This window comes from Psychroflexus sp. ALD_RP9 (assembly GCF_017311165.1).
GTDB lineage: Bacteria > Bacteroidota > Bacteroidia > Flavobacteriales > Flavobacteriaceae > Psychroflexus.
Genome location: NZ_CP062973.1, coordinates 124,191 through 150,363, shown reverse-complemented (window position 1 = coordinate 150,363; position 26,173 = coordinate 124,191). Strand labels below are relative to the sequence as shown.

The window sequence follows — 26,173 nt, the reverse complement described above, 5'->3', positions numbered from 1 at the left end:
AAACTAATTTGAAACACATTAATATTAATTGTGATTTAGCTGAAGGTTATAAGTATGATTCACAAATCATGCCACTTATTTCAAGTTGTAATATAGCATGCGGTGGTCATTATGGTAATGATATCAGTATACAAAACGCAATTCAACAAGCGCAACAACATCAGGTTAAAATAGGAGCACATCCATCATTTCCAGATAAAGAAAATTTTGGTCGTAAATTCATGAATCTTAAACCAAAAGAATTAACACATTCGCTTAATTTACAACTTAAGAATTTTAAAAGAATATGTCAAAATGAAAATGCAGATTGGCATCATATTAAATTTCACGGTGCATTATATAACCAATTGGCTAAAGACAAACACTTAGCAGAATTATGTTTTGAGGTTATTGAAGATTTAAATAGGGAAGTAGTAGTTTTTACTTTACCAGAATCTGAGCTGCTAAACTTTAAGTCAGATAAGGTTAAGTATTGGATAGAAGGTTTTGCAGATCGTACTTATACAGATGACTTTAGTCTAACGCCAAGAAAATTTTCGAATGCAATGCTTCATACGTCAAAAGAAATTTTGCATCAAACTTTAAGCTTAGCGGAAGCAAAAATAATATCAACCTCTGGAAAAATTAAACAGCAAACTATAAATACAATTTGTTTACATAGCGATTCAAAATTGACATTAAATCACCTTGAGTATTTACATGAACAGCTACCAAAATTTGACTATGAAATTGAAAGATAAACCGGCTTTAATCTCTGATATTTTTAAGTATAATGAATGTTCAATTTTAATTATTTTTAATACAAATCATCAACTTTTTTCGTTAGATTGGTTACTTCAAAAAAGATCTTTATTATTAGATTTTTATAGTGATAATATACTTCAAGTAAATTCTACATATAATTCATTATTAGTTATTTATAATTCAACTATAAATGATTTCTATAGTACAAAAATGGCTCTTAAACAGCTTCTTTTAACTAATGATGAGCCTTTTGATTTTAACTTTAGATCGGTTATCATTCCAACTTGTTATGACGATGAATTTTCAATCGATGCCAAAGAATTCGAACAAAAAAAAGAGCTATCTAAGCAAGATTTAATAAGCTTGCATTCTGGACAAACTTATCGTGTTCATTTTATAGGATTTCTGCCTGGTTTTCCGTATTTATCACAAGTAAATAAGGATCTGTATTTCCCTCGAAAGTCTCAACCTCGACCAAAAATATCAGCTGGTTCAGTTGGTATTGCAGGTCGTCAAACTGGTATTTATCCTGTAAATTCGCCTGGAGGCTGGCAAATCATCGGTCAAACGCCTTTGTGTCTGTTTGATGCAAAACAGCTAAAGACTTTCTTAAAAGCTGGAGATACGATTCGTTTTAAACCTATAAATAAAAAAGAGTATTATAAAATTAAAAGCGAATTACAACAAGATATTAATTTTCAAAATCGATTTGTAGATGAGTCTTAAGGTAATTAAATCTGGCCCATTAGCGAGTATACAAGACAAAGGTCGTTATTCGGGATTAACAATGGGTATTCCTATTTCGGGAGTAATGGATTCACGCTTAAGTACTTATGCTAACCGAATTTTAGGAAATCCTGAGCAAGTACCTGTTATTGAAATTATGGGTCAAGGTGCAAAATTTCAATTTTTTAAGTCAACTTATATCGTTTTTGCTGCTTTAGATGCAGATATTCTTTTAAATGGTAAACCGATTCGAACTTTCGAAATTTACAAAGTTGCTAATGGAGATGTGTTGCAACTTAAACGAATTAATTTAGGGATGTGGACTTACTTGGCCGTAAAAAATGGATTTCAAATTGAACAAAAAATGGGTAGCTCGAGTTATTATGCTCAAGTTTTTGATCAAGCTAAATTGAATAATAACTCTGTTGTTAATTTTAATACTTCAGCTGAAGTAATCAAGGAAAACTTAGCTCAACGTTTAGATTTTAAGACAACAGAAGTTGTTGATATTAAATGTTTTAAGTTGCCTGAATTTAAGTTATTATCTAAATCTGTTCAATACCAACTTTTAAATGCTGAATTTAGTATTTCTAACCAAATTAACCGTATGGCATATCAAATAAGTGAGCGTTTAGATAACCAATTAGAAGAGATTTTAACATCTCCTGTTTTACCAGGTACTGTTCAGTTTACTTCAGGTGGAAAACTAATTATTTTAATGCGAGACGCTCAGGCAACAGGCGGATACCCACGTATTTTTCAACTTACTGAAAATTCAATTTGCCAATTAGCGCAAGCTAGACCTCGGCAAAAGCTAAAGTTTAGTTTAGCGGAACCAACTTAGAAATTTTTTAAATAACTTGGTTTTGTTATATGGCGGATATTTAATTGGTATATCGATGTAGTTTTTACGATGTACAATAGATTTTTGTCTCGTAAATGTTTTAAATGAGTGCTTGCCATGATAATTGCCTAAACCACTTGCGCCCACACCACCAAAAGGCAGTTTGTCATTTACGAAATGCACAATACAATCGTTAATGGCACCACCACCAAAATCGAAGTTTTTAATTAAATAATTTTGTTCGGTTTTATTGATTGTGAAAGCATAAAGTGCTAACGGTTTGTCAATTTTATGAATTGTAGTTTCGATATCGCTTAAATCTTCAAACGTAAATATTGGTAAAAGTGGCCCGAAAATTTCTTCTTGCATAATATCGCTATCGAATTCAGGTGCATCGATCAAGCTTGGTGCTACAAACCGATTATTTTTATTGGTTTCTCCACCATAAATTACCTGTTCGGTTTCAATAAAATTTTTCAAACGTTCAAAATGTTTATCGCTAATAATTCGGCAATAATCAGTCGACTTTTGAATATTTTTGCCATAAAACTTCTCAATTTGCATCTTAAATTCTTCAATAAATTTAGCTTTTAGAGTTTGATCGATCAAGATGTAATCTGGAGCAATGCAAGTTTGCCCAGCATTGATAAATTTACCCCAAATAATACGTTTTGTAGCTATGCTTAAGTTAGCATGTTTAGTGATGATACATGGGTTTTTTCCACCTAATTCTAAAGTATGAGGTGTCATGTATTTTGCGATAGCTTGACTTACGATTTTACCCACTGGCACACTGCCTGTAAAAAACACATAATCCCATTTTAAATCTAATAAATGTTGAGCAGTCTCAACGGCGCCTTCAACAACTGCAGCTTGTTTAGTGTCGAAGACTTTACCGATAATGTTTTTTAAAATTTTAGCTGTGTTTGGTGCATATTCTGAAGGTTTTAAAATAACGGTATTGCCACAAGCAATCGCACCGATTAGCGGTGTAATGGCAAGCTGAAATGGATAATTCCATGGAGCGATAATTAAACAGTTGCCCCAAGGTACATGATAAATTTTATCGGTTGAAGGAAAGTTAAGCCAATCAGAGCTGATTCGTTTTGGTTTTCGCCACGAATTGATGTTTCTAATAAATAAATTAAGCTCTTTATAAACCACGAACAATTCAGTAGTTAAAACTTCAAATTCTGGCTTCTTAAAATCAGCATGAATAGCTTCAATAATTTGTTGCTCGTTGGCTTTAATTTCAGCTTTTAGATACTTTAATTGGGAAATAATTGATTTAGAATCAGGGTTTTGATTTGTTTTGAAATAACTCTTTTGACTCTGGTATAAATTAATTAGTTCTGCTTCTCTCATTTTTAATTGAGTTGTAAAATAAAATACTCTAAAGTTGAGTTAACTATTACAGTAAAGTTTAGTTAATTTGTGAATCTAAAGATAAAACATCTCATGGCGTTAAGGTTTAAATTAATATTAGCAGTATTTTTTGCTTTCTATTTGTCTAATGCACAAGATACCATCAAGACCGAAAAATTAATTATTGTTAAGCAATATTCTCCTACAGTTAACGATGCTTTTAAGGTGAAACAAAAACCCGACGAAAGTAATAAATTAGAAATTCAATCAAAATCAGTTGATTACAAGTTTATTTCAATTCCGGTAGCTTCAACATTTACTCCAGCTAAAGGTCGTGCTTCTGGAGTTATTTTGCCACCAAAACCAAGATTTTTCAATAGTTATGCGCGTCTTGGTTTCGGAAATTTCACCACTGGTTTAGGAGAATTATATTCAAATTTTTTAATTGATCGTCAAAAATCTATTAGTTTAGATTTTAGTCATTTGTCATCACAAGGTGGTATTGAAGATGTTTTAGTAGATGACCACTATTTTAATACCAACTTTGATGTAGGTTTGCATTCGACTGAGCGAAATTTAAAATGGAATGTAGGTATTAACCTCAATCATGATATTTACAATTGGTACGGAATTCAATTGCCCACTAATTATAGTATTGTTGACGATGTCACACAAACTTATCTAGGACTGGGTTTAAATGGTGGTATTGATTTTTACAATAAATGGATTAAATCTGCTAAAATCAATTATTATAACTTTTCAGATGATTTTAATTCTGCTGAAAATTTTATCGATTTAAATTTCAATTCAGAGCTTTTACTTGGATATGAGCAAGCTTTAGATGTTTCGTTAAATTTAAATTATTTAACAACAACTTACGATGAGTCGATTAATGTTTCGGATTATAGTTTTTATAATGTAAGTATTTTACCACGAACACAGTTTAAAGTTGCAGGTATTGAAATTGATGCTGGTGCGAAAGTAGTTTTAAACGCTAACGTTGAACAAAGTGAAACTAATTTTTTTATCTATCCAAAAATCAGTGCAAATTATAACATTACAGAGACTTTAAACGTTTTTACTGCCATTGATGGCGATTTAACACAGAATACCTATCGTGATTTTACAAGCGAAAACCCTTTTGTTTCACCTGATTTAAAGATTTCACCAACTAATAAAATGTACGATGCTAGTTTAGGTTTACAATCTAAATTCGGTAAGTTAACAGCAGTTGCAAAAATTGGTTATGCTGACTTTGATAACACTTATTTTTTTAAACATAATTACGAAGCACCAAGCATTGCTACTGTAAGTCTTGAACCAAATAATGCCTATTCACAAAATAATAGTTTTAAAGTCGTTTATGATGATATGACCCAATTTAATGCTGGCTTATCTTTTAATTATACACCAGATGAAGATTTAGATTTAGGATTAGATGTTAACTATTTTGTTTACAATACAGAATACGAAGTTGAAGCTTGGAATCTCCCAGAGCTTGAAGCTAAAATTTACGGTCACTACAACTTTACTGATCGGTGGCGATTTGGCATGACTGCCTTTTTTGTTGGCGAGCGTCAAGCTTTTAATGGAACTAATACAAGTATTGTTTCAGGTAATCAACAAACAAGTACACAGAGTTTAGAATCTTTTGTAGATTTAAATTTTGCCTTAGATTATGCAATAACTAAACGTTTTTCTGTTTTTGTAAATGGAAATAATTTATTAAGCGCTGATCAGCCGCGATGGAAGGCTTATCAAGTTCAAGGGATACAAGTTTTAGGTGGTCTAACTTATAAATTTGATTGGTAATATTAGTCATGTTTCTTAACATAAAAGAAACATTAGAAAATTTAAGTTACAATAGATTTGTGCAACCAAAATGAAGCAAACTTAACAAATGGCCAAAAAGTTTAAACGTTACGATAGGGATAAGCCATATCTTAACATTCTCGATTTTTTAACCGAAGAAAAAAATTTCTTAATAATAGTTCTTGTCGGAATAATCCTTGCGGCAACATCAACTTCAAGCGCAAACCTAGCCATGTGGATAGGTTTCTTTTTTGCAGCCTATGCAGCGGTTGCAAATGATAGTATTCAATCATTAGGGACTTTTATAGAAAGTAATAAAGCTAAAAAATGGTGGATTCTCTGGCTATTTATTGGAGGAATTTTCTTGGCTACAGTAACTTTTAGCTGGGTTTATTTTGATGGCGATGTAACTTATCAGCGCCTGACTAACCCAGATGGTACAACCGATTATCCGCATCCCGATAAATTTACTTTTTTTCAAGTTATAGCACCATTGGTACTATTAATTTTAACGCGCTTAAGAATGCCTGTATCTACAACTTTTTTACTGCTTAGTGTTTTCAGCGCAGATACATCAGGTATTACATCTGTTGTTTTAAAAAGTTGGTCAGGTTACATTATGGCTTTTGTGTTGTCATTTTTAATATGGTATTTATCTTACAAAGCGATCAGAAAATACTTTAAAAGTAGAAAACATAGCCAATATTGGGTAATCGTTCAATGGTTGGTTAGTGGTTCTCTTTGGGCAACTTGGGTTATGCAAGATGGCGCGAATATTGCTGTATTCTTACCTAGAGAGCAAAGCCTATCACAATTTTTAGTATTTGCTTTAACTATATTTTTTGGTTTAGGCTTATTATTTTATTTACGAGGTGATAAAATTCAAGGCGTTGTTAGTGAAAAAACACGTATTTCAGATATTCGTGCTGCAACTTTAATTGATTTATCTTATGTAATTTTATTAATTTACAAGTTATTTATATCAACTGTTCCTATGAGTACAACTTGGGTGTTTTTAGGAATTATAGGTGGTCGAGAAATAGCAATAAATCTTTCAAGAAAGAAAAAAGGAAACAAGCACAAGAAAAAGGCAGCTTATATGATTGCCCGTGATTTTGGCTCTGCTATGATTGGCCTTTTCATATCAATAGCCCTAGCTGCGAGTGGAAATAAAGCTATTAGAACAGAAATTATTAATTCGGTTACAAGTTTATTTTAAATGAGATTATTTTATTGTTTATTAAGTTTATGTTTTATAACGCTGTCATGCGATTCACCTAAAATTGAAGCTGATCGCATTTATACAAATGCTAATATTTATACGGTAGATCCAAACTTTTCTAAAGCTACTACTATTGTTACTAATGCAGATACAATTGTTGCCGTTGGTAACGACGAACTAATCAATAAGTTTAATGCTAAAGAAACCATCAATCTAAAAGGAAATACCGTTTTACCAGGTTTAATTGATGCACATGCACATATATTGAATTTTGGTTTACAATTAAACCGTGTTGATTTATTTGGAACAAACTCATACAAGCAAGTAATTAAACGAATTACTGATTTTGTAAATGTCAACCCTCAAACTTCATACATTATTGGGCGTGGTTGGGATCAAAATGATTGGCCTTCAAAACAATTTCCAACTAAAGATACGCTTGATTTATTATTTCCTGACACTCCAGTAGCTTTGACGAGAATAGATGGTCATGCCATGCTTGTTAATCAAGCCGCTCTAGATTTGGCGAAAATAAATTCAGAAACTAAAATTTTTGGTGGTGAAGTCATTAAAGATAAAAATAATCAGCCAACAGGTGTGCTGATTGATGCTCCTATGAGTCTGGTAAGAAACACATTTCCAACCTTAACAGCTGAACATATCTCGAAAGCGCTTCAGAATGCTGAAGATACTACTTTATCCTATGGACTTACAACTGTTGTTGATGCTGGATTAAGTGTTGAAAATATACAAATCATTGATTCATTACAGAAGATTAATGAATTTAAAACGCGTATTTATGCAATGATAAGAAACCATCCTGAAGATATTAATTACTATCTCCAGAATGGAATTTATAAAACTAAACATTTAAATGTTAGAAGTTTTAAAGTATATGCAGATGGTGCATTAGGATCTAGAGGAGCAGCTCTTAAAGAAGATTACAGTGATCAACCAAATCATTTTGGAAGTCTAGTGATTAGTTTAGATGAATTTGATTCTTTAGCAAAAAAAATAAACAATTCACCCTTTCAAATGAATACACATGCTATCGGTGACTCTGCTAATTATGTTGTGCTTCAAACTTATAATAAATTATTGTCTAATAAATCTAATCAACGTTGGCGCGTTGAGCATGCACAGGTTTTAGATTCTGAAGATTATAATTTATTTGATGGGAAAAATATTTTAGCTTCAGTACAGCCAACACATGCTACAAGCGATATGTATTGGGCAGATGAACGCTTAGGCCAAGAAAGAATTAAACATGCTTATGCTTACAAAACTATTTTAAAATCAGCTGGAAATATTGCTTTAGGAACAGACTTTCCAATAGAAAAAGTAAATCCCTTCTTAACATTTTATGCTGCTGTTGCACGTCAAGACTTAAATGCGTATCCAGAAAATGGTTTTAACATTGAAAATTCTTTGACCAGAGAAGAAACTTTAAAAGGGATGACCATTTGGGCTGCATATGCTAATTTTGAAGAGACTGAAAAAGGAAGTCTTGAAGCAGGAAAATTAGCAGATTTTGTAATCCTTGATCGCGATATCATGCAAGTTCCTATACAAGACGTACCAAATACTGAAGTTTTGCAAACCATTATTGGTGGCCAAACTGTCTATAAGGCTAATTAAATTAAACTTAAACTAGCTAAATAGCTTGAGCCTGTTTTTAAAATGATTTCTGTTTTAAAGCCATTTTTATAGGCTATTTTTTTCAGTAGTTCATAGTCAATATACAACCAGTTGAAGGCTTTTGAATATTGATTTTTGTAAGAAATTTCATAAATCATCTCTCCATAATAATGTTCAAATTCATTTTTATCAAATAAGTAATTTAGGTCGGTTGAGTCTAATAAAACTTGTCCATTCGGTTGAAGAATTCGTCTGATTTGATGGAAAAAATGCGGTAAATTTTGAATTGTACCAGCAATGCCAACACCATTCATCATCAATAAAATAGTCTCAAATTGACCGAATTTTTTAGTAGATAATTCAAAGAAATCTAGCTGATGAGCTTGTTTTAGTCCACGTTCTTTACAAACTTCAATACATTTTCTAGAAGTGTCAATTGCAGTAACTTCAACTTGATTATGTTGTAGTATCATAGCGTGAGCTCCAGCACAACAGCCTACATCAAGTGTCTTACCTCTCACTAGTTTTAAGGCCGCAAGTTCTATTTCAGCCATTTCATCTTCAGTTCTAAATAAATAGTCCACTGGTATTATATCAGTGTCAAAATTTTTAGTGTGAACTTGAATAGGTGTTTCATCGTTAAAATTGAAGTAGTTTTTTACGGCCTGGCCAAATATGTCGGTATCTTGCTTAGGATGTTTCAAATTGATGTACTTTTGTGTAATGGAAGATTTAATCAATAATTTGCCAAAGTTAGCAAAAGAAAAACATAAGGTGCATCAGAAGTTTTTGAAAAAGCTTCGCCAAAAAAAGCCAAAATCACTTGACCGTGATATGCAAGTTTTACATGATGAAACATTTGAAGAGATCAATTGCCTGTCTTGTGCAAATTGTTGTAAAACAATAGGACCACTATTTACCAACAAAGATATTCAGCGTATAGCAAAACGTTTTAAAATTAAGTCAACCACTTTTGTTGATAATTACTTGTATTTAGATGAGGACAATGACTATGTTTTGAAACAGCTGCCTTGCCCATTTTTAGACGACGATAATCGTTGTTTGATTTATGACGTAAGACCTAAAGCATGTGCAGAATTTCCGCATACTGATCGGAAGAAATTCTATCAAATTAACTATCTTACTTTAAAAAATACGGCGGTTTGTCCAGCTGCATTTTCAATTGTCGAAAAAATGCTTGAACGGATCAATCTGTAATTTCTTCTAACTTATTTTTCTGTTCATAGCTTTCGAGAACTTTAAAAAAGTTTATGATATCTTCTTCAGAATTTCCACTATTAATGGTAACCAATCTCACAAAAGTCTCGTTATTAAAGCTACCATAACCTACCATTAACTCGCCATCTTCATAAAGTGAGTTGCATAAATCTTTTGGATCTACATTTTTGTAATTAAAGCAAACTGAAACAGAATCTTGATAGCTATATAGTTTGTAGTCAGCGTTATTGTTTATATAATTAATAGCAGTATCAGCTAATTTAAATTGTTGGTTCACAAGTTCCTCGAGTCCTTTTGTACCAACGGCTTTCCATAGTGTCCAAAACTTTAGCGCATCATTTCTTCGGCCACATTGTAAAGAGTTTTTACCAAGATTATAGTCGTCGTCGTCAGTTTGGTATAGATAATTAGCGTCACAAGAAAAAGAGTGCTTTAAATCACGCTTGTCTTGAGTTACGATAATAGAGCAGGATAAAGGTACACCAAGCATTTTATGAGCGTTAAAGCTAAATGAGTCTGATAATTCAAGACCATCTACGAGATGTTTATAGCGTTTACTAAAAATCACTGAACCACAGTAGGCACCATCAACATGTAGCCAAATATCATCATCTTTTATTACTTCATGAATTGTTTTAATATTATCAAATGCCCCAAGTACAGTTGTTCCAGCAGTTGCATTGACAAAAAATGGTTCAAAATTATTGGCTTTGTCTTGGTCAATAAGTTCTTGTAAATGCGAAACGTCCATTTGTCCAAACTGATTGGTCTTTACTCGTCTAATCTGGCTAACGCCAATACCGCCAAAACTAGCATTTTTAGTAATTGAGTAATGTGAAGCTTCAGAGGTGTAAATTATTAGTTTTTGAGACACACCTTCTTGTTTTATAGTTCTATTTTTTCGATCACGAGCCATCAGCATTCCCATAAAATTACTCATAGAACCACCTGGAGGAAAGGTGCCATCAGCCTGTTTGCCATAACCAATCATTTGGCATATTTTTTTGATGATATTTTTTTCGATACCAACTTGTGGTCCACCAACTTTATAAGTATACATGCTATTATTGAGCATTACTGCCAGTAATTCGCCTAAAGTTCCTTTTGGGTTTCGACCACCAAATAGCTGATTAAAAAAAAGCTTGGTAGAAGTTCTAGGCGTATTCAAAACAACATCAGTTAATAGCTCTTCAAATTCATTTTCAGGTAAGGCATCTTCATTTAAATCAAGGTTAAATGTTTTAAATAGCTTTTTCGGAGAAATAGGTTCAACAACACCTGTTTTCTGTTCACTGTTTAATAACTTTTCTGAAATTTTTTGAAATAATTTTAAGTCTTCTTGCATAAGCCTATCGTGAAATTTATCTTTACGAAAATATATAATTTTAGAACTATAGTCGCTTACAACATTCTAAAATTATCAAAAAGTCTTATTTTGAATACAATATCTTCATTACAAGAATTATTAAATGAACTTCCGCATTGCTCTGGCGATGACTATGTAAATATCGCTAAGCAGATGAAAATTCCATCTGAAGATCTCCAGCCATATGCCATGTTTTCAGATGAAGCTTATACTAGAAATTGCGTTGAACGTACTGACGATTACGAGCTTATTTTACTTTGTTGGGAAAAAGATCAAGACACACCAATTCACTGTCATAATGGCGAAGAGTGTTGGGTTTATTTAGCTGAAGGAAAGTTAAGGGAACAACGTTTTCAAACTAAAAATGATAAACTAGTAAAAACAGCTGATGTTAAGATGACTGAAGAGCGTTTGTCTTATATGAATGATGATTTGGGCTATCATTCTTTACATAATATTGCTAACGGGCGTTCGATGAGTTTACATTTATATGTTGCACCAATCGATGAATGTAGCGCCTATAATCCTGAAAAAGGTAAATTTGAGTATAAAGATTTATATTATGATTCTGTAAAAGGTAAAAGCGTAAAACTGAACTCAACTAAATATTAATAAATGAATTGGACTAAAGTTAAAGATTACCAGGATATTACTTATAAAAAATGTAATGGTGTAGCAAGAATTGCTTTTAATAGGCCAGAAGTTAGAAATGCATTTCGCCCAAAAACAACAAGTGAACTATTAGATGCTTTTCATGACGCTCAAGAAGATTCTTCAATAGGAGCAGTATTATTATCAGCAGAAGGTCCGTCAACCAAAGATGGTGTATGGTCGTTTTGTAGTGGTGGAGACCAAAAGGCTAGAGGCAAAGAAGGTTACGTAGGTGAAGATGGCTATCACCGTTTAAATATCTTAGAAGTGCAGCGTTTAATAAGGTTTATGCCAAAAGCTGTAATTTGTGTTGTTCCTGGTTGGGCTGTTGGTGGCGGCCATAGTTTACATGTGGTTTGTGATATGACTTTAGCAAGTCAGGAGCATGCTATTTTTAAACAGACTGATGCAGATGTTACAAGCTTTGACGGTGGTTACGGTTCTGCATATTTAGCGAAAATGGTAGGGCAGAAGCGCGCCAGAGAAATATTTTTCTTAGGTCGAAATTATTCAGCTCAAGAGGCTTATGAAATGGGAATGGTTAACGCAGTGGTTCCGCATGACAAGTTAGAAGAAACAGCTTTTGAATGGGCACAAGAGGTTTTACAAAAATCGCCAATTTCTATTAAAATGCTCAAATTTGCCATGAATCTAACTGATGATGGTATGGTTGGGCAGCAAGTCTTTGCCGGTGAAGCTACTCGATTAGCTTACATGACTGATGAAGCTAAAGAGGGTCGCAATGCTTTTTTAGAAAAGCGTGCACCAAATTTTGAAAAAAAGTGGATTCCATAATTTTTATGTAACTTTACAATTATCTAAAAACCAACTGCTATGCCTATTTTAACTGATGAGGAATTAAATGATTTAAATGAGAAAGTTTCTTCACACCAAGATACTATCGAACATCAAAATAAAGTTATAAGTGATTTAAAGTCAAAAGAAGATAACCAAACTCAACAAAAAAAAACGTTTTTGGCTTTATTTATTTTAGCTCTTGTATTATTGCTCGTTTTTATTGGTTTGAGTTATTCTAGCCCATCGATTTTAGGTATTTCAACTCAAGAAAGTAATGTTGTAAAAGCTGAGAACACACAACAAATAGATAGTTTGAAGCAAGAAATTGAAATTTTACAAGCTGATAAACAAGAGCTTCAAAATCAATTAAATCAGCCTAATAGTTCAGTAGAGCTTCAAGAGCCGCAAGAATATTATGCAGTTCAAATTGGGGCATTCGAGCGTTTTAATACGCCTCTAGTTTCTAAAGAGTTTTTGTTGATTAAAGGTGATGAAAATTATTATTTAAACTCTTACTCAATGGGTTTGTTTAAAACCTTAGAAGAAGCGAAACAACTTCGAGATGCCTTAAAGGAATTAGGTTTTAAAGAGGCATTTACAGCAAAATATGTCAACTCTAAACGCGTTGATATCATTGAATAGTATGGATGCTAAAATATTTAAAAATCAGGATTTGAGTTTAATTGATTTGCCTGATTACCAAAAAATACAAACGCAGTTTATTCACCAAAATTACATCAAAATCTTAAGGCTTCAGACCGTTTTTTTGATATTGCCTATTTTGATTTTCATATTTTGTTCTTTTTATTTTCAGTTTGGTATACCGCAGTTGTTTTGGTTTATTTTTATACCAATAGTGATTTTGATTATATCTATTTGGTTTATCGAAATTGAATTTGGTTATAAAAAAAGAACCTATGGTTTAAGGGATCACGATATCTATTTTTCGAAAGGCTTTTTTGTACATAAAGAAACTGTTCTGCCGTTCAAGCGTATTCAACATGTTGAAGTTATTCAAGGAATCTTCCTTAGATGGCAAAATTTGTATGCCATTAAGTTATATACTGCTGGTGCATCATCTGGAGACTTGTCAATTTATGGGCTTGATAAAAACACAGCAAGTAAGATTAAGGCTTATGTGATGCAACAAAATTCTGATTTGAATGATGAGTCAACAAGCTAAATTTAGCGAACCAACTCTACAATCATTTAGAGGTGTATTCGTCATTTTTTTGGCTGATTTAGTCAAACGTATTCGGCAAAACATTGCTGTTTTAGCTATACCATTATTAAGTGGTAAAGCAAGAGATTATCTGCATTACTTCATTTTAGGAATTGTTATTTTGGTAATTATTCAGTTTGTTTTTTCATATATTTCATATAAACGGTATAAATTTCATGTTGGTTCAAATGCATTTTTTCTTACAAGCGGAATTTTTAAGGTAAGTCAAATTGAAATTCCTTTTGAACGTATACAGAACATCAATCTTCAGCAGAATTTAATTCAACAAGTCTTGAACGTTGTTGGCTTAGAAATTGAAACAGCTGGTAACGATAAAGCTGAAGTCACAATTAAAGCACTCGATAAAGATGATGCTGAGCATTTACAGGAATTACTCACCGAACAAAAAGTAGCTCAAGCCGAAGATTTAGCTACATCAGTTGAAGTTAATGAGCCAAATACTAACACGTCTAGTTCAGCTAAGCAGAATGCTTCTAAACAACTTTTATTTAAGTTAAGTTTTCTTGATTTATTAAAAGTTGGCATTAGTTCTAACTTTTTTAAGGGAATTGGTGTAATTCTAGCCTTTCTTTCATATATCTATAATTCATTTGGTGATTTGGTATCAAATAAATTTGATATTGATTTAGAAACTCAAATTCAAGCTTATTTACCGAGTTTATTAAGCGTGATTATCGGTGTTGTTTTTATAGTAATTGTTATAGGCGTTGTTTTGACTGTTGCTTTGACCATTATTCAATATTTTGAGTTAAAGCTTTTTGCTGTTGATCAAAACTACATGGTGCAATACGGTTTATTGAAACGGGTTAATAAACTCATAAAGGCTAAAAAGACACAAGTTTTTGAAATTGAGACCAACCCATTAAGACGGTTTTTTAAATTTAGTAATGTTTATATAAGCCAGGCAAGTTCTGAAGAGTTAAACATAAAAAATAAAATTGGTGTTGTAGGTGTTTCTAAGTATCATATAAACTTGCTATTCGAAGCATTATTTGGTATTAAAGATTATCAAAGCATCAACTTCAGGTCTATTAAAACACAGTGGTTAAGGTTTAAAGTTTTAAGTCTGCGTTTGCTTGTGTTGTTTTCGGCTTTAAGCTTTTTTCAGTTATTCGTAATACAGCAGTATTCAGCTTTTATAATTGTAGGCTTAGCATTATTGTTAATTTTTTTAATCACTTTAGTGTATTTATCAACTCGAAAAAGTTATGTAAGTATTTCTGAAACGATGATTAAAGTTGGTGGTGGTTCAATACATACAACAACTGCTTTTGTTGAGCTTTTTAAAATTCAATCTATCGCTGTTAAGCAAAACTTATATCAACGACGCGTTGGTATGTGTAATTTAATACTTTACACAGCTTCTGGGTCACTTAAAATTAATTATTTAAAACATCAAGAAGCAAGACAAATGGCTAATGAAATTTTATTCAAAATTGAGTCTAATACAATAGAATGGATGTAATACCTAATATCCCATAAAACAAAACAAATAAATAGTTTCTAATTGCCTTTCTCTCCGTTAAAAAAATGAAACGTAGCTAAGCTATGCTTAATTTTTTTGCCTTGACTAAGACAATTATAATTCAATTGCTGTTATCTCATTTCATAGAAAATTTGGTATAAAAAAAACCGGTTTAATTATATTGATTAAACCGGTATCGATTAAAAAAGTTTGATTTTAAGCCTTACATCAACTTCGGAAATTTTGATGGCTTAAATTCGTGCATAATGCTGTAAATCTTTTCAAAAATATCTTCAGCTGAAGGTTTAGAGAAGTAATCGCCATCAGTGCCGTAAGCTGGTCGGTGAGCTTTAGCAGTTAATGTTTGTGGCTTACTATCTAAATATTGATAAGCATTTTGTTCATCAATAATTTTTTGTAAAATATAGGCTGAAGCACCACCTGGTACATCTTCATCAACAACTAATAATCGGTTGGTTTTTGCAACACTTTTAACTAAATCATGATTTATGTCAAACGGTAGTAAAGATTGAACATCTATAACTTCAACCGAAATGCCAACCTCTTCGAGTTCATTTGCAGCTTTTTCAATAATTCTAAGTGTTGAGCCATATGATACAACACTAATATCACTTCCTTCTCTAATAGTTTCAACTTGGCCAATTGGTGTTTTAAACTCACCTAAATTACTAGGTAACTTTTCTTTTAAGCGATAGCCATTTAAGCATTCTACAATTAATGCTGGTTCATCGCTTTCAAGCATGCTATTATAAAAACCAGCTGCTTTTGTCATATTTCTTGGAACAAGAACATTAACTCCACGTAATAAGTTAAGAATACCACCCATTGGAGATCCTGAATGCCATATGCCTTCTAACCTGTGGCCACGTGTTCTCACAATTAAGGGTGCTTTTTGTTTTCCTTTTGAGCGATAAAGTGTTGTAGCTAAATCATCACTCATGATTTGTAAAGCATAGAGTAAATAGTCTAGGTATTGAATTTCAGCAATAGGACGTAAACCGCGTAAAGCCATACCAATACCTTGGCCTAGAATGGTTGCTTCTCTAATTCCTGTATCTGAAACCCTTAATTCACCAAATTTTTCTTGTAAACCTTCTAAGCCTTGGTTAACATCACCAATTTCACCTGAATCTTCACCAAACACTAAAGTTTCTGGTCTTGACTTAAAAATAGCTTCAAAATTATCACGCATAATAACTCGAGCATCTACCATTTTTGAATCATCATTATATTCTGGTAAAACTTCGGCAATATTTTTAGCACTAGCTTCATAAGGACTCCATAAATGGCTACTGTAGTCAGGTTGAACTTTTTGTTGAAAATCGTTTAACCAGTTAATTAAGCTAGATTTTGCTTCAGTAGATTCGTTTCTAACATATCTTAAAGCTTTACGACCTGTTGCATAAACAATGCTTTTTAATGGCTCACTATTATCACTTAATTCATTAACTAGGTTAGTTATGAATGATTTGTTTTCACTACTTTCTGCTAAATCTTTTAGTAACTTAATTAACTCTTTATTGTAGGCTTTGGCTTGTTTACCAAAAGCCGTCCAGGCTGCTTTTTTACCGTTACGAACTTCTTTTTTAATAGACTTTTCGAGTTCACTAAGTTCTTCATCGGTTGCAATACCATTATCAAGCATCCATTGACGCATTTTTAGGTTGCAATCGTGTTCTTTTTCCCACTCTAAACGATCTTTATCCTTATAACGTTCATGCGAGCCTGAAGTAGAATGACCTTGAGGTTGTGTTAATTCGACCACATGAATTAAAACGGGCACATGTTTTTCTCGGGCAATGGCTTCTGCTTTTTGGTAGGCTTCAATTAATGCAGGATAATCCCAACCTTTTACAACAATAATTTCATAACCATCATCATTGTCATCACACTGAAAACCCATCAAAATTTTTGAAATATTTTCTTTAGTCGTTTGATGTCTAGCATGAACTGAAATTCCGTAGTCATCATCCCAAACATTGATTACTATTGGCACTTGTAAAACACCAGCCGCATTAAATGTTTCCCAGAATAAACCTTCGCTTGTACTAGCATTACCAATTGTTCCCCAAGCAATTTCATTACCATTTTTAGAAAAATTAGTACTATCTATATTAGATTCGTGGCGATAAATTTTTGAGGCTTGGGCTAAGCCAAGTAATCGAGGCATTTGTCCTGCAGTAGGAGAGATGTCTGCGCTTGAATTTTTTTGTTCAGTAAGGTTTTTCCATGAGCCATCTTGATTTAACGAATGCGTCATAAAATGTCCGCCCATTTGTCTTCCGCCAGACATTGGCTCTTCATCAATATTAGTATTAGCATACAAACCAGCAAAAAATTGTTCGATGCTTAACTCACCGATAGCCATCATAAAGGTTTGGTCACGATAATAACCCGATCTAAAATCACCATTCTTGAAAGATTTTGCCCAAGCGAGTTGTGGCACTTCTTTACCATCACCAAATATCCCGAACTTAGCTTTCCCGGTTAAGACTTCACGCCGACCAAGTAAGCTACACTCTCTACTCGTTACTGCAATTTTATAATCTTTTAAAACTTCTGATTTAAATTCATCAAAAGAAATATCTTTATTTTGGACCTTTTCTTGCATTATTCTTGATTTGAATTCATGCGAAGATACAGAAATTAGCTCAATTTGTCAAGATGAATTTTGATTGAATTTTAAATTTTATTGAAAAATAAATTACTATTTAATATTTTGTTGAAGTATTTTCAGTGTTTGTTAGGTTTTGTTGATAAAAACATAAAATTTAAGATTAATACCATTTACGTTTAAAGAGACCCAGCAAAGTTTTGAAGTCTAAGGTGGCAATAAATCTAATGCGTTGATCGTAAGCATCTTCAGCAAGTTCCCAACCGTTATTTGAGTATACAGGAAAATATAATTCAAAGTAATCTTCTACAAGGTTTAGCCTAATGCCTGAATCATAAATAAACTGTGCAGAACTCGCTGAGTCTTTAAAAAAGCCAGCATCACCATAGGCAAAAATCCAGTTCCAAATAGTTGTACTCATGTTAACACTTGAAATCCATTGGTTAGCAAACCGATCTTGAAAAATTGATTTAAATCCAGCATCAGCCATAATAAACTGTTGGCTGAAAACGCCACTGTCTTCACTACGACCGTAATAATTATAATCAAATAAATAATCAGTTGGGCGATCTATACCAAAACTAAAATAGTCTGAATCATTATTATCATTAAATAAAAATAGGCCTGTGAAAAACCGAAGATTGATTTGACGGTTGTTATTAAACAATTTTCTGTAACGTACAGAAGCTGATAACTTGCTAAACTTTTTTGCAATTTCATAATCAACACTTGTGGTAAAAAAATGATCTAAATTTTTATTTTGAAAACTGTAATTGATATTGAAAACATTATAGTTAGGTTCTTCTGTTTCAATGATTGGGCTTTCGTCCTGATCTACGTTAACAGACCTAAGCGTTAAGTAATGCCTGCGATTATCTCTTAAATTTGCTGGTCTATAGCTAAATTGTAAAAAGCCAGAATAGCGATTGTAAAACAAGTTGTTATTGTAAGAAAACCTAGATCCGTTTAACCCGTAAGTTATTTGAAAAAGTGGTTGTTGCTTAAAAAATAGCTTATGGTCAAACCCAGCAGAACCAACTAAGGCGTTACTTCCTAAACCGTATTTTGGACTTATTTTATAACTGAAGTTTTTTGGCAAAAGTGAGGTGTTGTATAATTTTGTTCCTAAAGCTAAACCATCATATAAATTGTAAGTAAATTCTGGAATCACAAATACTTGATTGTAATCCGGATCTTCGATATCTTCTAAAAATCGAAACTGAATGGGCTTATTTAATAACTTTCCTTTTCGTTTTGTATTATTTCGTTGGTTAAATTCAGGTAATTTGTAATCGTAGTTGATTACAAATTTATTGGCTTTAGTATTTTTAACACTAATTGTTTTTGATTCTTCAGAAAAAGCTTCAACCCAAATTGAAGTCAAAAAGGCATCATTATGATACAAGCCTAATTTAACAGGCATTGGGTTTCTAGTTAGATTAATAACTTCAATAGATGTAGAATCAGCGCCAAGTTTAACATTACCAACTTTGAAGTCGATATCTTTATAGCTTCCAATATAATTATCAAAAAACCAATCGATTTCTTGTTCAGTTTGAAGGCTTAAGTTGTTTTTGAATTCTTGAGCTGAAAATTGATGGCCTCCATGAGTAAAACTTAATTTAATAGCTTTCTGGAGCGAAGTAGCTCCGATATAATCAGATAAATAATCAAGTCCTATCCCAATTTTATAAGGATTAGAAAGTTGTTGGTTAAACTTAAGTTGTTCGTCAAGTGGTAAATTAGCAGGTTGACTTAAGTTTTGACGAATCATAGTTTCGTGGATAAATTGATACCGATCGTTAAACATTAAATCGGAGGCATGAAACCATCTAACACCAAAAAACTCACTAAAACTTCCTAATAGCTTCATGTTTGGGTAATAGGTTTTTACATAGTCTATCATGAGTTTCGTGCAAATTGCATCTAATAACCATGAATCTTGACGAGAATTTAATTGTTTAAAACCTCTTAAGTATTGCCGTGTAAAAGTCTTTAATAATTTTATATCGTATTGAAATCCATCAGGAAATGGCCTAATAAAAGCTGGTAATTGGTTTAAACCATAAACTGGAGATAAGTTGTAATCCGTTTCAGTTAAAATTATTTTATCATGTGGAAAATTGCCAATTTTATCTTGTAAAAAGAACGCAATTCGATCACTAATAATAGCTTTAATTTCGGGTCTTAAGTTGTTATCGCCAATGTTCGAAATAATTTCAACAACATCAGTTTTCACGGTCTTAAATTCATCGGTTGTTGTTAAAAACAAATCGGGATTAAATTTGTTAGCTTCTATGAGTGTAAAACGGTTTCGGTTAGCCATGAATTCAACGCTTACGTTTTCAAAGCTAGAGTTTAGTATTAAGTGCTTAGGAACATCAACTTTTAAATTATAATCTATAGCTTGTAAAGGCAAGTCGTTTAAATCTTTATGGCTATATAAAATCCATTTTTTGTTAAAAATTGCTGGGGTAATTAAATAATATTTTAAGCTAATGTTTGAATCTGACCATCCTACTTTTGTAAATTTTTTGTTGGGAATTTGTAGTTTGTAAGAGAGTTGTATTTTAACATTTTGTTGTGGTAAAAGCGCTTTGTTAAGAACAATGTAAGCTATGTCAGGTTGCTGATTAACACGGGAAACTTCAACTGGAATACCATTAATACTTGCTGATTTAATGTCTGTAAAACCGCGCTCTTCATTACTTGAAAAGTGAAATTTACGGGTATATTCTTCTGCAAATCTTTTTGCTAATGGGCTTGTTTTTTGTGAGAAGGCATTGTTCCAATCGTAAAAAAAAAGGGTGTCTAGTTTTTGTTTAGAGTTGTTTAGATAGCTGATTTTTTGAGAAACGTCTAATTGCTTAAAGCTATCATTTCCGTAAATTTCAGCTTCAATTTTATGGCGTTGCTGTGCATAGGTTAAGCTTATAAAAAGACAACAAATAATATAAATTTGTATTTTCAACTTATTGGTTTTTTAGAAATTTTAATGCACCATTTAAATTTTCTATTTGTAGAAAGAAAAAGCCATTATTTAAGCTTTCTATATCTAAACTTTCAATATTAGATTCTATTGTATGAAGTTTGACTAACTGTCCTAATTGATTGTAAATGCGAAGTTTTTTACCGATAACATTATCACTAAATTGAAGTTGAAGTCTTTCAGATACCAAATTGCCTTCTAAAAAACTTACTGAGTTATTTAGTATAAATTGTTGTGAAGCTAAGAAGTTAGAATCGATTTCAAGATTCATTACAACTGGTAAGTGATCACTCATGTTATAAAGTAAATTTCGTAATGATTCTGAAAACGTTCCTGTGCAATTAATGAAGTTTATATTATCATTATAGCAATTAGCATTATTACCATAAGCTTTATAACTGCCTTCAACATATCTAATTGGGTTACTATCTAAAGTTAAATTATCAGAAATAAAGATGAAGTCAAATCGATCATCTAAACCACCGCCAGCGCCAAAATCATCAAAGTTATTGTTACTTGTTCTAGTACTTTGGGTATGAACATCTTGAAAATTAAAATTACTATTCCAATCACCCATTCGATTAACTGGATCTAAAAACGATAAGCTTTGTGTACCAAATAATATGGTCTGAAAAGCTGGCTCTTGTGCAGTATAGAAATTAAAATCTCCACCGAATATCACATTAGAATTAGATGTAAGATTGTTTGAAGCATAATTTATAAAGGCATTTGCCTCAGCTAAACGTTCTTGAACATTTTCATCGCCTTGAGCTGCTTTGAAATGGGCAACAAAAACATCTAAAATTTCATTTTCGCCAGTGTTAAGCTCAAACTTATAATGGTTAATATCTCTAATGTTAGTTTGAATTTGTGTCGAACTAATTAAAGTCATTTTGTCATCATCATAAAACACTAATTGATTAAGACTGGCAAAGCCTGAAGTGTTAAAAACAAATGGAGCTGCTGAAATATTTTGGCCAGTATAATTAAATGAATTATTTAAGATTAAATCTCGATCAGCTGGAGACTGTAATTCAGCAACCATAAAAATATCTGGCTGATAAGTGGCTAGAATGTTATTTAGAATATCAGCCCGATCTGTTGGAGGTGCTTCAGAAAAATTTAATAAATTATAAAACATTGTCTTAATGGTTTCTTGACTACTTACGGTGTTGAAACCATTAAAGAAGCATACTGCAATTAACAGTAAAATTCTAGTTTTTAGCATCTATTAAAAATTAGGACTTAAATTGAATTTACTATAAAATTGGTCTAAAATATCTGCAACTTCATCTTCTGTATCTACTAAATGAATTAGATCAAGATCTTTAGGGCTAACTGTTTCAAAATTTTCTGCTAGCGTAGATTTTACCCAATCTAATAGTCCGCTCCAAAATTCTTTCCCTACTAAGATTATTGGGAATTTGTCTATTTTTTTAGTTTGTATTAACGTAATTGCTTCAAAAAGTTCATCTAAAGTGCCAAAACCACCTGGCATGACGACAAAGCCTTGAGAATATTTTACAAACATCACTTTTCTAACAAAAAAGTAGTCAAACTCTAAATTTTTGTCGCGATCTATAAAAGGATTGTCATGTTGCTCAAAAGGTAAATCTATGTTTAAACCAACTGAAGTACCGCCGCCTTCATAAGCACCTTTATTACCAGCTTCCATAATGCCAGGTCCGCCGCCAGTGATAACACCAAAACCTTTTTCTACAATTTTATTTGAAACTTTGGTCGCTAGTTCATAATATTTATCTCCTGGTTTCATACGTGCAGAACCAAAAACAGAAACACATGGGCCAATTTCACTCATACGTTCATATCCATAAACAAATTCACTCATTATTTTGAATAATGCCCAGCTATCGTTTGTTTTTATTTCGTTCCAGTTTTTATAATGTTTAGTCACCATAGTTTAATTTTTTAGGAGCGCTAAATTAACTCTTTTTTCAAGAATTTAGCTGTGTAACTTTTTTTGTCTTTAATAATTTGTTCGGGTGTTCCCTTAGCAACAAGTTGTCCGCCATTTTTTCCGCCTTCATAGCCAATATCAAATATATAATCGGCGAGTTTAATTACATCTAAATTGTGCTCAATGATAAGTACAGTATTACCAATATCTACTAATTTTTGAAGCACGTTCATCAATATTCTTATATCTTCAAAATGTAAGCCTGTTGTTGGTTCATCTAAAATATAAAAAGTATTTCCTGTACTTCGTTTAGATAATTCAGTCGCTAGTTTTATCCGCTGGGCTTCACCGCCAGATAAGGTTGTGCTTTGCTGGCCTAATGTGATATATCCTAAGCCAACATCTTTAATAGTTTTGAGCTTTCGATATATTTTCGGAATTGGCTCAAAAAAGTCGGTAGCTTCATCAATAGTCATTTCAAGAACATCACTAATTGATTTGCCTTTGTAGCGAATTTCTAAAGTTTCGCGATTAAAACGTTTACCCATACAAGTTTCACATTCTACGTAAACATCAGGTAGGAAGTTCATTTCAATCACTTTAACGCCACCACCGCGACAAGTTTCGCAACGACCGCCTTTAACATTAAAGCTAAACCTGCCAGGTTTATAACCTCGAATTTGCGCTTCAGGTGTTCTTGTAAATAAGTTTCTAATCTCGCTAAAAACTCCTGTGTAAGTGGCTGGGTTTGATCGTGGTGTACGGCCTATAGGTTGTTGGTTAATATCAATAACTTTATCAATGTGTTTTAAACCTCTAATTGTTTTAAAGCTTAAAGGTTCTTTTACCCCATTATAAATGTGATGATTTAAAATAGGGTAGAGCGTTTCATTAATTAAGGTAGATTTTCCACTTCCAGATACACCTGTTACTAAGGTTAGGGTTCCTAGCGGAATTTTTATGGAAACATTTTTTAAGTTGTTACCTTTTGCACCTACTAGATGTAAATGTTTACCATTACCTTTACGGCGCTTTTTGGGGATTTCAATTGTCTTTTTACCTGAAAGATAATCAGCAGTCATCGTTGAAGCTTTTTGTAAATGTTTGGGATGACCTTGGCTGATAATTTCTCCACCATTTTTGCCTGCAAATGGACCGATATCAATCACGTGATTAGCGCGTTCTATCATATCCTTATCATGTTCAACAACTAAAACAGAATTTCCTAAATCACGTAAAGCCTCCAGCGAGTTTATGAGTTTTTCGTTGTCGCGCTGGTGTAAACCTATACTTGGTTCGTCTAAAATGTATAATACGCCAACTAATTGTGAGCCAATTTGTGTCGCTAGTCTAATACGCTGAGCTTCACCTCCAGAAAGGGTTTTCGAGCCACGATTTAAATTTAGATAATTAAGACCTACGTCAACCAAAAACTTCAACCTGGTTTGAATTTCTTTGATAATTTCTTTAGCGACTTTAAGCTCAGATGTTGATAATTGTTTATCAGCAGAATTAAAAAAAGAAAATAATTCATCAACATCCATAGAGACTAAATCTTCTATGCTTTTATCAATAAACTTATAATGTCTCGCAATTTTGTTGAGTCTTGACCCGTGACAACTATCACAAGTTTTTTTGTTCATATATTGTTTTGCCCAACGTTTAAGGCTTGCTGAAGACTCTTTTTGATGAAATGTTTGTTCGATGAATTTAGCAACACCTTCAAAATTGTAACTAAAGCGCTTATTAACTTTAGAGGCTTCACTAAATTTTTTGAAGTTTGCTTTTCCGCCATATAAGATTACCTCAAGTGCTTCTGAAGGAATATCTTTAATTGCTGTATCGAGTTTAAAGTTGAAGTGTTCTGCAATGGCTTCAATCTGTTTAAATACCCAATTACTTTTTTTAAACTTCCCGTGAGGTTCTAAAGCACCTTGTTTGATTGATAAACTTCGATCGGGAATAATTCGGTCAACATTAACTTCATAAAGTTCACCAATACCATTACAGCTTTTACAAGCGCCTTTAGGTGAGTTAAATGAAAAACTGTTAGGCTCGGGATTTGGATAAGAAATACCAGTAGTAGGGCACATTAAATTACGGCTGAAAAATTGGGGTTGATTGGTTTTATGCTCTAAAATCATTAACACATTATCACCATGTTTCATCGCAGTAGAAATGCTTTGTTTTATGCGTTTAAGGCTAGCCTGATCTTTTGAGACTTTTAGACGGTCAATTACGATTTCAATGTCATGGGTTTTGTAACGGTCTATTTTCATTCCCTTTTCAATGTCACGAATTTCACCATCGATGCGAACTTTTAAAAAACCTTGTTTAGCTATTTGCTCAAAAAGTTCACGATAATGACCTTTTCGTGATTTAATGATGGGTGCTAAAATATTAATGTGTTTACCATTAAATTTATCAATAATATTATGCTGTATTTGATCATCGCTATAGCTCAACATTTTTTCGTTGGTTTTGTAGCTGTAAGCGGTACCAACTCGAGCAAACAGTAGCCTAATAAAGTCGTAAATTTCAGTAATTGTACCAACAGTACTTCGCGGACTTTTTGAAGTGGTTTTTTGCTCAATTGCTATAACTGGAGATAAACCTTCAATTTTATCTACATCTGGACGCTCTAAGCCGCCAAGAAATTGTCTTGCATAAGCTGAAAATGTTTCAATATAACGGCGTTGTCCTTCAGCATAAATAGTGTCGAATGCTAAAGAAGATTTTCCAGAGCCTGATAAACCTGTTATGACCACAAGTTGATCTCGAGGTATTTTTATATCTATATTTTTGAGATTATGAACGCGAGCGCCATAAACTTCAATTTGTTGATTTTGTGTTTTTTTCATAGCAAGTTGCAAAGGTAATTAAAATACAGTCTTAAGTTTTATTTGTTATGATGCACCTTGATCAAATTAAGATTTGTTTAAGTTGTTAAAGTTGTCTTTAAATTAGATTAAACTTTTAATTATACTTTGGCTTTCGGTATTTAAAATTTAAATTTGTAATGTATTTTAAATACAGTTAGTTTTATCTCGAAAGAGATATTTTGGTTAGGTAGGAAATCCACCGCTTTTGCGGTGGATTTTTTAGTTTACAAAAACTTGTGACTCACTGGTTTTTCAGGAATCATGCATTGCTCTTTTTGACCAAATAATTTGTAACGGTTTTTAGCCACTATGTCATAAATTTGGTCTCTTAGAAGTTTTGGAAGAAGTTTAAACACCCCAAAAAATTGAAAAATGCCTGATAACTTTTTAGCGATTTCTAATGCAGCATCAGATTTAATAAAGTACGCTTCATTGGGTATAATCATTACAATTGAATCTATAATTTCTGGATTGATACCACGTTCGCTTAATAAATGTTTGCCTATTTTACTTTGTAAACTCGCAAATACAAATTTGTTATTTTTATCATATTTAATAATGGTTTGTACAGCTGAATTACACAAATTACAGACACCGTCAAATAATATGATGTATTTATCTTCAGGGATTTTCATT

Annotated in this window: 21 protein-coding genes; 12 read left to right on the top strand and 9 right to left on the bottom strand. The window is 32.4% G+C overall.

What is annotated here, in order from left to right:
* Nucleotides 1–8: 8 nt before the first annotated feature.
* Genes IMZ30_RS00740 through IMZ30_RS00730 form a run of 3 tightly spaced genes read left to right on the top strand, consistent with a single transcriptional unit; the run spans nt 9 to nt 2,314 of the window.
* A complete protein-coding gene (locus IMZ30_RS00740; RefSeq protein ID WP_207038662.1) occupies nt 9–740 on the top strand; it encodes a LamB/YcsF family protein in 732 nt (243 codons plus the stop codon).
* A complete protein-coding gene (gene pxpB, locus IMZ30_RS00735; RefSeq protein WP_207038661.1) occupies nt 724–1,470 on the top strand; it encodes a 5-oxoprolinase subunit PxpB in 747 nt (248 codons plus the stop codon). The genes IMZ30_RS00740 and pxpB overlap by 17 nt, the downstream gene beginning before the upstream one ends.
* The gene (locus IMZ30_RS00730; RefSeq protein ID WP_207038660.1) at nt 1,460–2,314 is read left to right on the top strand and encodes a biotin-dependent carboxyltransferase family protein; all 855 of its coding nucleotides are present in this window, start codon (nt 1,460–1,462) and stop codon (nt 2,312–2,314) included. Before pxpB ends, IMZ30_RS00730 begins: the two co-directional genes overlap by 11 nt.
* On the opposite strand, the gene IMZ30_RS00725 is transcribed toward IMZ30_RS00730, so the two are convergent.
* On the bottom strand, nt 2,297–3,679 hold the full coding sequence (locus IMZ30_RS00725; RefSeq protein WP_207038659.1) for an aldehyde dehydrogenase: 1,383 nt from the start codon (nt 3,677–3,679) through the stop codon (nt 2,297–2,299). The genes IMZ30_RS00730 and IMZ30_RS00725 overlap by 18 nt on opposite strands.
* A gap of 93 nt (nt 3,680–3,772) precedes the next feature.
* On the opposite strand from IMZ30_RS00725, the gene IMZ30_RS00720 reads away from it, so the two are divergent.
* The 3 genes from IMZ30_RS00720 (at nt 3,773) to IMZ30_RS00710 (ending at nt 8,351) form a co-directional block, all read left to right on the top strand.
* Nucleotides 3,773–5,491: a TonB-dependent receptor gene (locus tag IMZ30_RS00720; RefSeq protein WP_207038658.1), complete on the top strand. Its 1,719-nt coding sequence runs from the start codon at nt 3,773–3,775 to the stop codon at nt 5,489–5,491.
* Nucleotides 5,492–5,579: 88 nt separating this feature from the next.
* Nucleotides 5,580–6,710: a hypothetical protein gene (locus IMZ30_RS00715; RefSeq protein WP_207038657.1), complete on the top strand. Its 1,131-nt coding sequence runs from the start codon at nt 5,580–5,582 to the stop codon at nt 6,708–6,710.
* Nucleotides 6,711–8,351: an amidohydrolase gene (locus tag IMZ30_RS00710; protein ID WP_207038656.1), complete on the top strand. Its 1,641-nt coding sequence runs from the start codon at nt 6,711–6,713 to the stop codon at nt 8,349–8,351. It abuts the gene before it with no gap.
* On the opposite strand, the gene IMZ30_RS00705 is transcribed toward IMZ30_RS00710, so the two are convergent.
* Nucleotides 8,348–9,055, bottom strand: a complete 708-nt coding sequence (locus IMZ30_RS00705) for a class I SAM-dependent methyltransferase (RefSeq protein WP_207038655.1) — start codon at nt 9,053–9,055, stop codon at nt 8,348–8,350. The genes IMZ30_RS00710 and IMZ30_RS00705 overlap by 4 nt on opposite strands.
* A gap of 19 nt (nt 9,056–9,074) precedes the next feature.
* Here IMZ30_RS00705 and IMZ30_RS00700 point away from each other — a divergent pair, with 19 nt between their 5' ends.
* Complete coding sequence (locus IMZ30_RS00700; protein WP_207039649.1) at nt 9,075–9,569, top strand: YkgJ family cysteine cluster protein; 495 nt, start codon at nt 9,075–9,077, stop codon at nt 9,567–9,569.
* Here the strand turns inward: IMZ30_RS00700 and IMZ30_RS00695 are convergent.
* The gene (locus tag IMZ30_RS00695) at nt 9,559–10,935 is read right to left on the bottom strand and encodes a pyridoxal phosphate-dependent decarboxylase family protein (protein ID WP_207038654.1); all 1,377 of its coding nucleotides are present in this window, start codon (nt 10,933–10,935) and stop codon (nt 9,559–9,561) included. The two genes, IMZ30_RS00700 and IMZ30_RS00695, sit on opposite strands and share 11 nt — an antisense overlap.
* Before the next feature lie 90 nt (nt 10,936–11,025).
* Between IMZ30_RS00695 and IMZ30_RS00690 the strand changes: the two genes are divergently transcribed.
* The 5 genes from IMZ30_RS00690 to IMZ30_RS00670 are packed head-to-tail and all read left to right on the top strand — an operon-like array spanning nt 11,026 to nt 15,113.
* Nucleotides 11,026–11,568 (top strand): cysteine dioxygenase, encoded by a 543-nt coding sequence (locus IMZ30_RS00690; RefSeq protein WP_207038653.1) that lies wholly within the window; start codon nt 11,026–11,028, stop codon nt 11,566–11,568.
* Nucleotides 11,569–11,571: 3 nt separating this feature from the next.
* Nucleotides 11,572–12,402, top strand: a complete 831-nt coding sequence (locus IMZ30_RS00685; protein ID WP_207038652.1) for a 1,4-dihydroxy-2-naphthoyl-CoA synthase — start codon at nt 11,572–11,574, stop codon at nt 12,400–12,402.
* 39 nt (nt 12,403–12,441) lie between these two features.
* Complete coding sequence (locus IMZ30_RS00680; protein WP_207038651.1) at nt 12,442–13,047, top strand: SPOR domain-containing protein; 606 nt, start codon at nt 12,442–12,444, stop codon at nt 13,045–13,047.
* Nucleotides 13,013–13,588, top strand: coding sequence for a PH domain-containing protein (locus tag IMZ30_RS00675; RefSeq protein ID WP_207038650.1), 576 nt, complete (start codon nt 13,013–13,015; stop codon nt 13,586–13,588). Before IMZ30_RS00680 ends, IMZ30_RS00675 begins: the two co-directional genes overlap by 35 nt.
* On the top strand, nt 13,569–15,113 hold the full coding sequence (locus tag IMZ30_RS00670; RefSeq protein ID WP_207038649.1) for a PH domain-containing protein: 1,545 nt from the start codon (nt 13,569–13,571) through the stop codon (nt 15,111–15,113). Before IMZ30_RS00675 ends, IMZ30_RS00670 begins: the two co-directional genes overlap by 20 nt.
* 223 nt (nt 15,114–15,336) lie before the next feature.
* Here the strand turns inward: IMZ30_RS00670 and IMZ30_RS00665 are convergent, their stop codons facing one another.
* The 6 genes from IMZ30_RS00665 to IMZ30_RS00640 form a co-directional block, all read right to left on the bottom strand.
* Complete coding sequence (locus IMZ30_RS00665; protein WP_207038648.1) at nt 15,337–17,745, bottom strand: thiamine pyrophosphate-dependent enzyme; 2,409 nt, start codon at nt 17,743–17,745, stop codon at nt 15,337–15,339.
* Between the two features lie 166 nt (nt 17,746–17,911).
* A complete protein-coding gene (locus IMZ30_RS00660; RefSeq protein WP_242529673.1) occupies nt 17,912–20,719 on the bottom strand; it encodes a metalloprotease in 2,808 nt (935 codons plus the stop codon).
* A gap of 1 nt (nt 20,720) precedes the next feature.
* The gene (locus IMZ30_RS00655; protein WP_207038647.1) at nt 20,721–21,965 is read right to left on the bottom strand and encodes a T9SS type A sorting domain-containing protein; all 1,245 of its coding nucleotides are present in this window, start codon (nt 21,963–21,965) and stop codon (nt 20,721–20,723) included.
* Nucleotides 21,966–21,968: 3 nt separating this feature from the next.
* Nucleotides 21,969–22,655 carry a TIGR00730 family Rossman fold protein gene (locus IMZ30_RS00650; RefSeq protein WP_207038646.1) on the bottom strand — a complete coding sequence of 229 codons (687 nt, stop codon included), beginning with the start codon at nt 22,653–22,655 and terminating at the stop codon, nt 21,969–21,971.
* A 20-nt stretch (nt 22,656–22,675) separates the two neighbouring features.
* Nucleotides 22,676–25,516 (bottom strand): excinuclease ABC subunit UvrA, encoded by a 2,841-nt coding sequence (gene uvrA / locus IMZ30_RS00645; protein ID WP_207038645.1) that lies wholly within the window; start codon nt 25,514–25,516, stop codon nt 22,676–22,678.
* A gap of 245 nt (nt 25,517–25,761) precedes the next feature.
* The gene (locus IMZ30_RS00640) at nt 25,762–26,172 is read right to left on the bottom strand and encodes a thiol-disulfide oxidoreductase DCC family protein (RefSeq protein ID WP_207038644.1); all 411 of its coding nucleotides are present in this window, start codon (nt 26,170–26,172) and stop codon (nt 25,762–25,764) included.
* Nucleotide 26,173 lies beyond the last annotated feature (1 nt).

Coding starts and splice junctions, on each gene's coding strand:
- pxpB (WP_207038661.1), top strand. CDS start 724: ATGAAATTGAAAGATAAACCGGCTTTAATCTCTGATATTTTTAAGTAT.
- IMZ30_RS00730 (WP_207038660.1), top strand. CDS start 1,460: ATGAGTCTTAAGGTAATTAAATCTGGCCCATTAGCGAGTATACAAGAC.
- IMZ30_RS00725 (WP_207038659.1), bottom strand. CDS start 3,679: ATGAGAGAAGCAGAACTAATTAATTTATACCAGAGTCAAAAGAGTTAT.
- IMZ30_RS00720 (WP_207038658.1), top strand. CDS start 3,773: ATGGCGTTAAGGTTTAAATTAATATTAGCAGTATTTTTTGCTTTCTAT.
- IMZ30_RS00715 (WP_207038657.1), top strand. CDS start 5,580: ATGGCCAAAAAGTTTAAACGTTACGATAGGGATAAGCCATATCTTAAC.
- IMZ30_RS00710 (WP_207038656.1), top strand. CDS start 6,711: ATGAGATTATTTTATTGTTTATTAAGTTTATGTTTTATAACGCTGTCA.
- IMZ30_RS00700 (WP_207039649.1), top strand. CDS start 9,075: ATGGAAGATTTAATCAATAATTTGCCAAAGTTAGCAAAAGAAAAACAT.
- IMZ30_RS00695 (WP_207038654.1), bottom strand. CDS start 10,935: ATGCAAGAAGACTTAAAATTATTTCAAAAAATTTCAGAAAAGTTATTA.
- IMZ30_RS00685 (WP_207038652.1), top strand. CDS start 11,572: ATGAATTGGACTAAAGTTAAAGATTACCAGGATATTACTTATAAAAAA.
- IMZ30_RS00680 (WP_207038651.1), top strand. CDS start 12,442: ATGCCTATTTTAACTGATGAGGAATTAAATGATTTAAATGAGAAAGTT.
- IMZ30_RS00675 (WP_207038650.1), top strand. CDS start 13,013: ATGTCAACTCTAAACGCGTTGATATCATTGAATAGTATGGATGCTAAA.
- IMZ30_RS00670 (WP_207038649.1), top strand. CDS start 13,569: ATGATGAGTCAACAAGCTAAATTTAGCGAACCAACTCTACAATCATTT.
- IMZ30_RS00665 (WP_207038648.1), bottom strand. CDS start 17,745: ATGCAAGAAAAGGTCCAAAATAAAGATATTTCTTTTGATGAATTTAAA.
- IMZ30_RS00655 (WP_207038647.1), bottom strand. CDS start 21,965: ATGCTAAAAACTAGAATTTTACTGTTAATTGCAGTATGCTTCTTTAAT.
- IMZ30_RS00650 (WP_207038646.1), bottom strand. CDS start 22,655: ATGGTGACTAAACATTATAAAAACTGGAACGAAATAAAAACAAACGAT.
- uvrA (WP_207038645.1), bottom strand. CDS start 25,516: ATGAAAAAAACACAAAATCAACAAATTGAAGTTTATGGCGCTCGCGTT.
- IMZ30_RS00640 (WP_207038644.1), bottom strand. CDS start 26,172: ATGAAAATCCCTGAAGATAAATACATCATATTATTTGACGGTGTCTGT.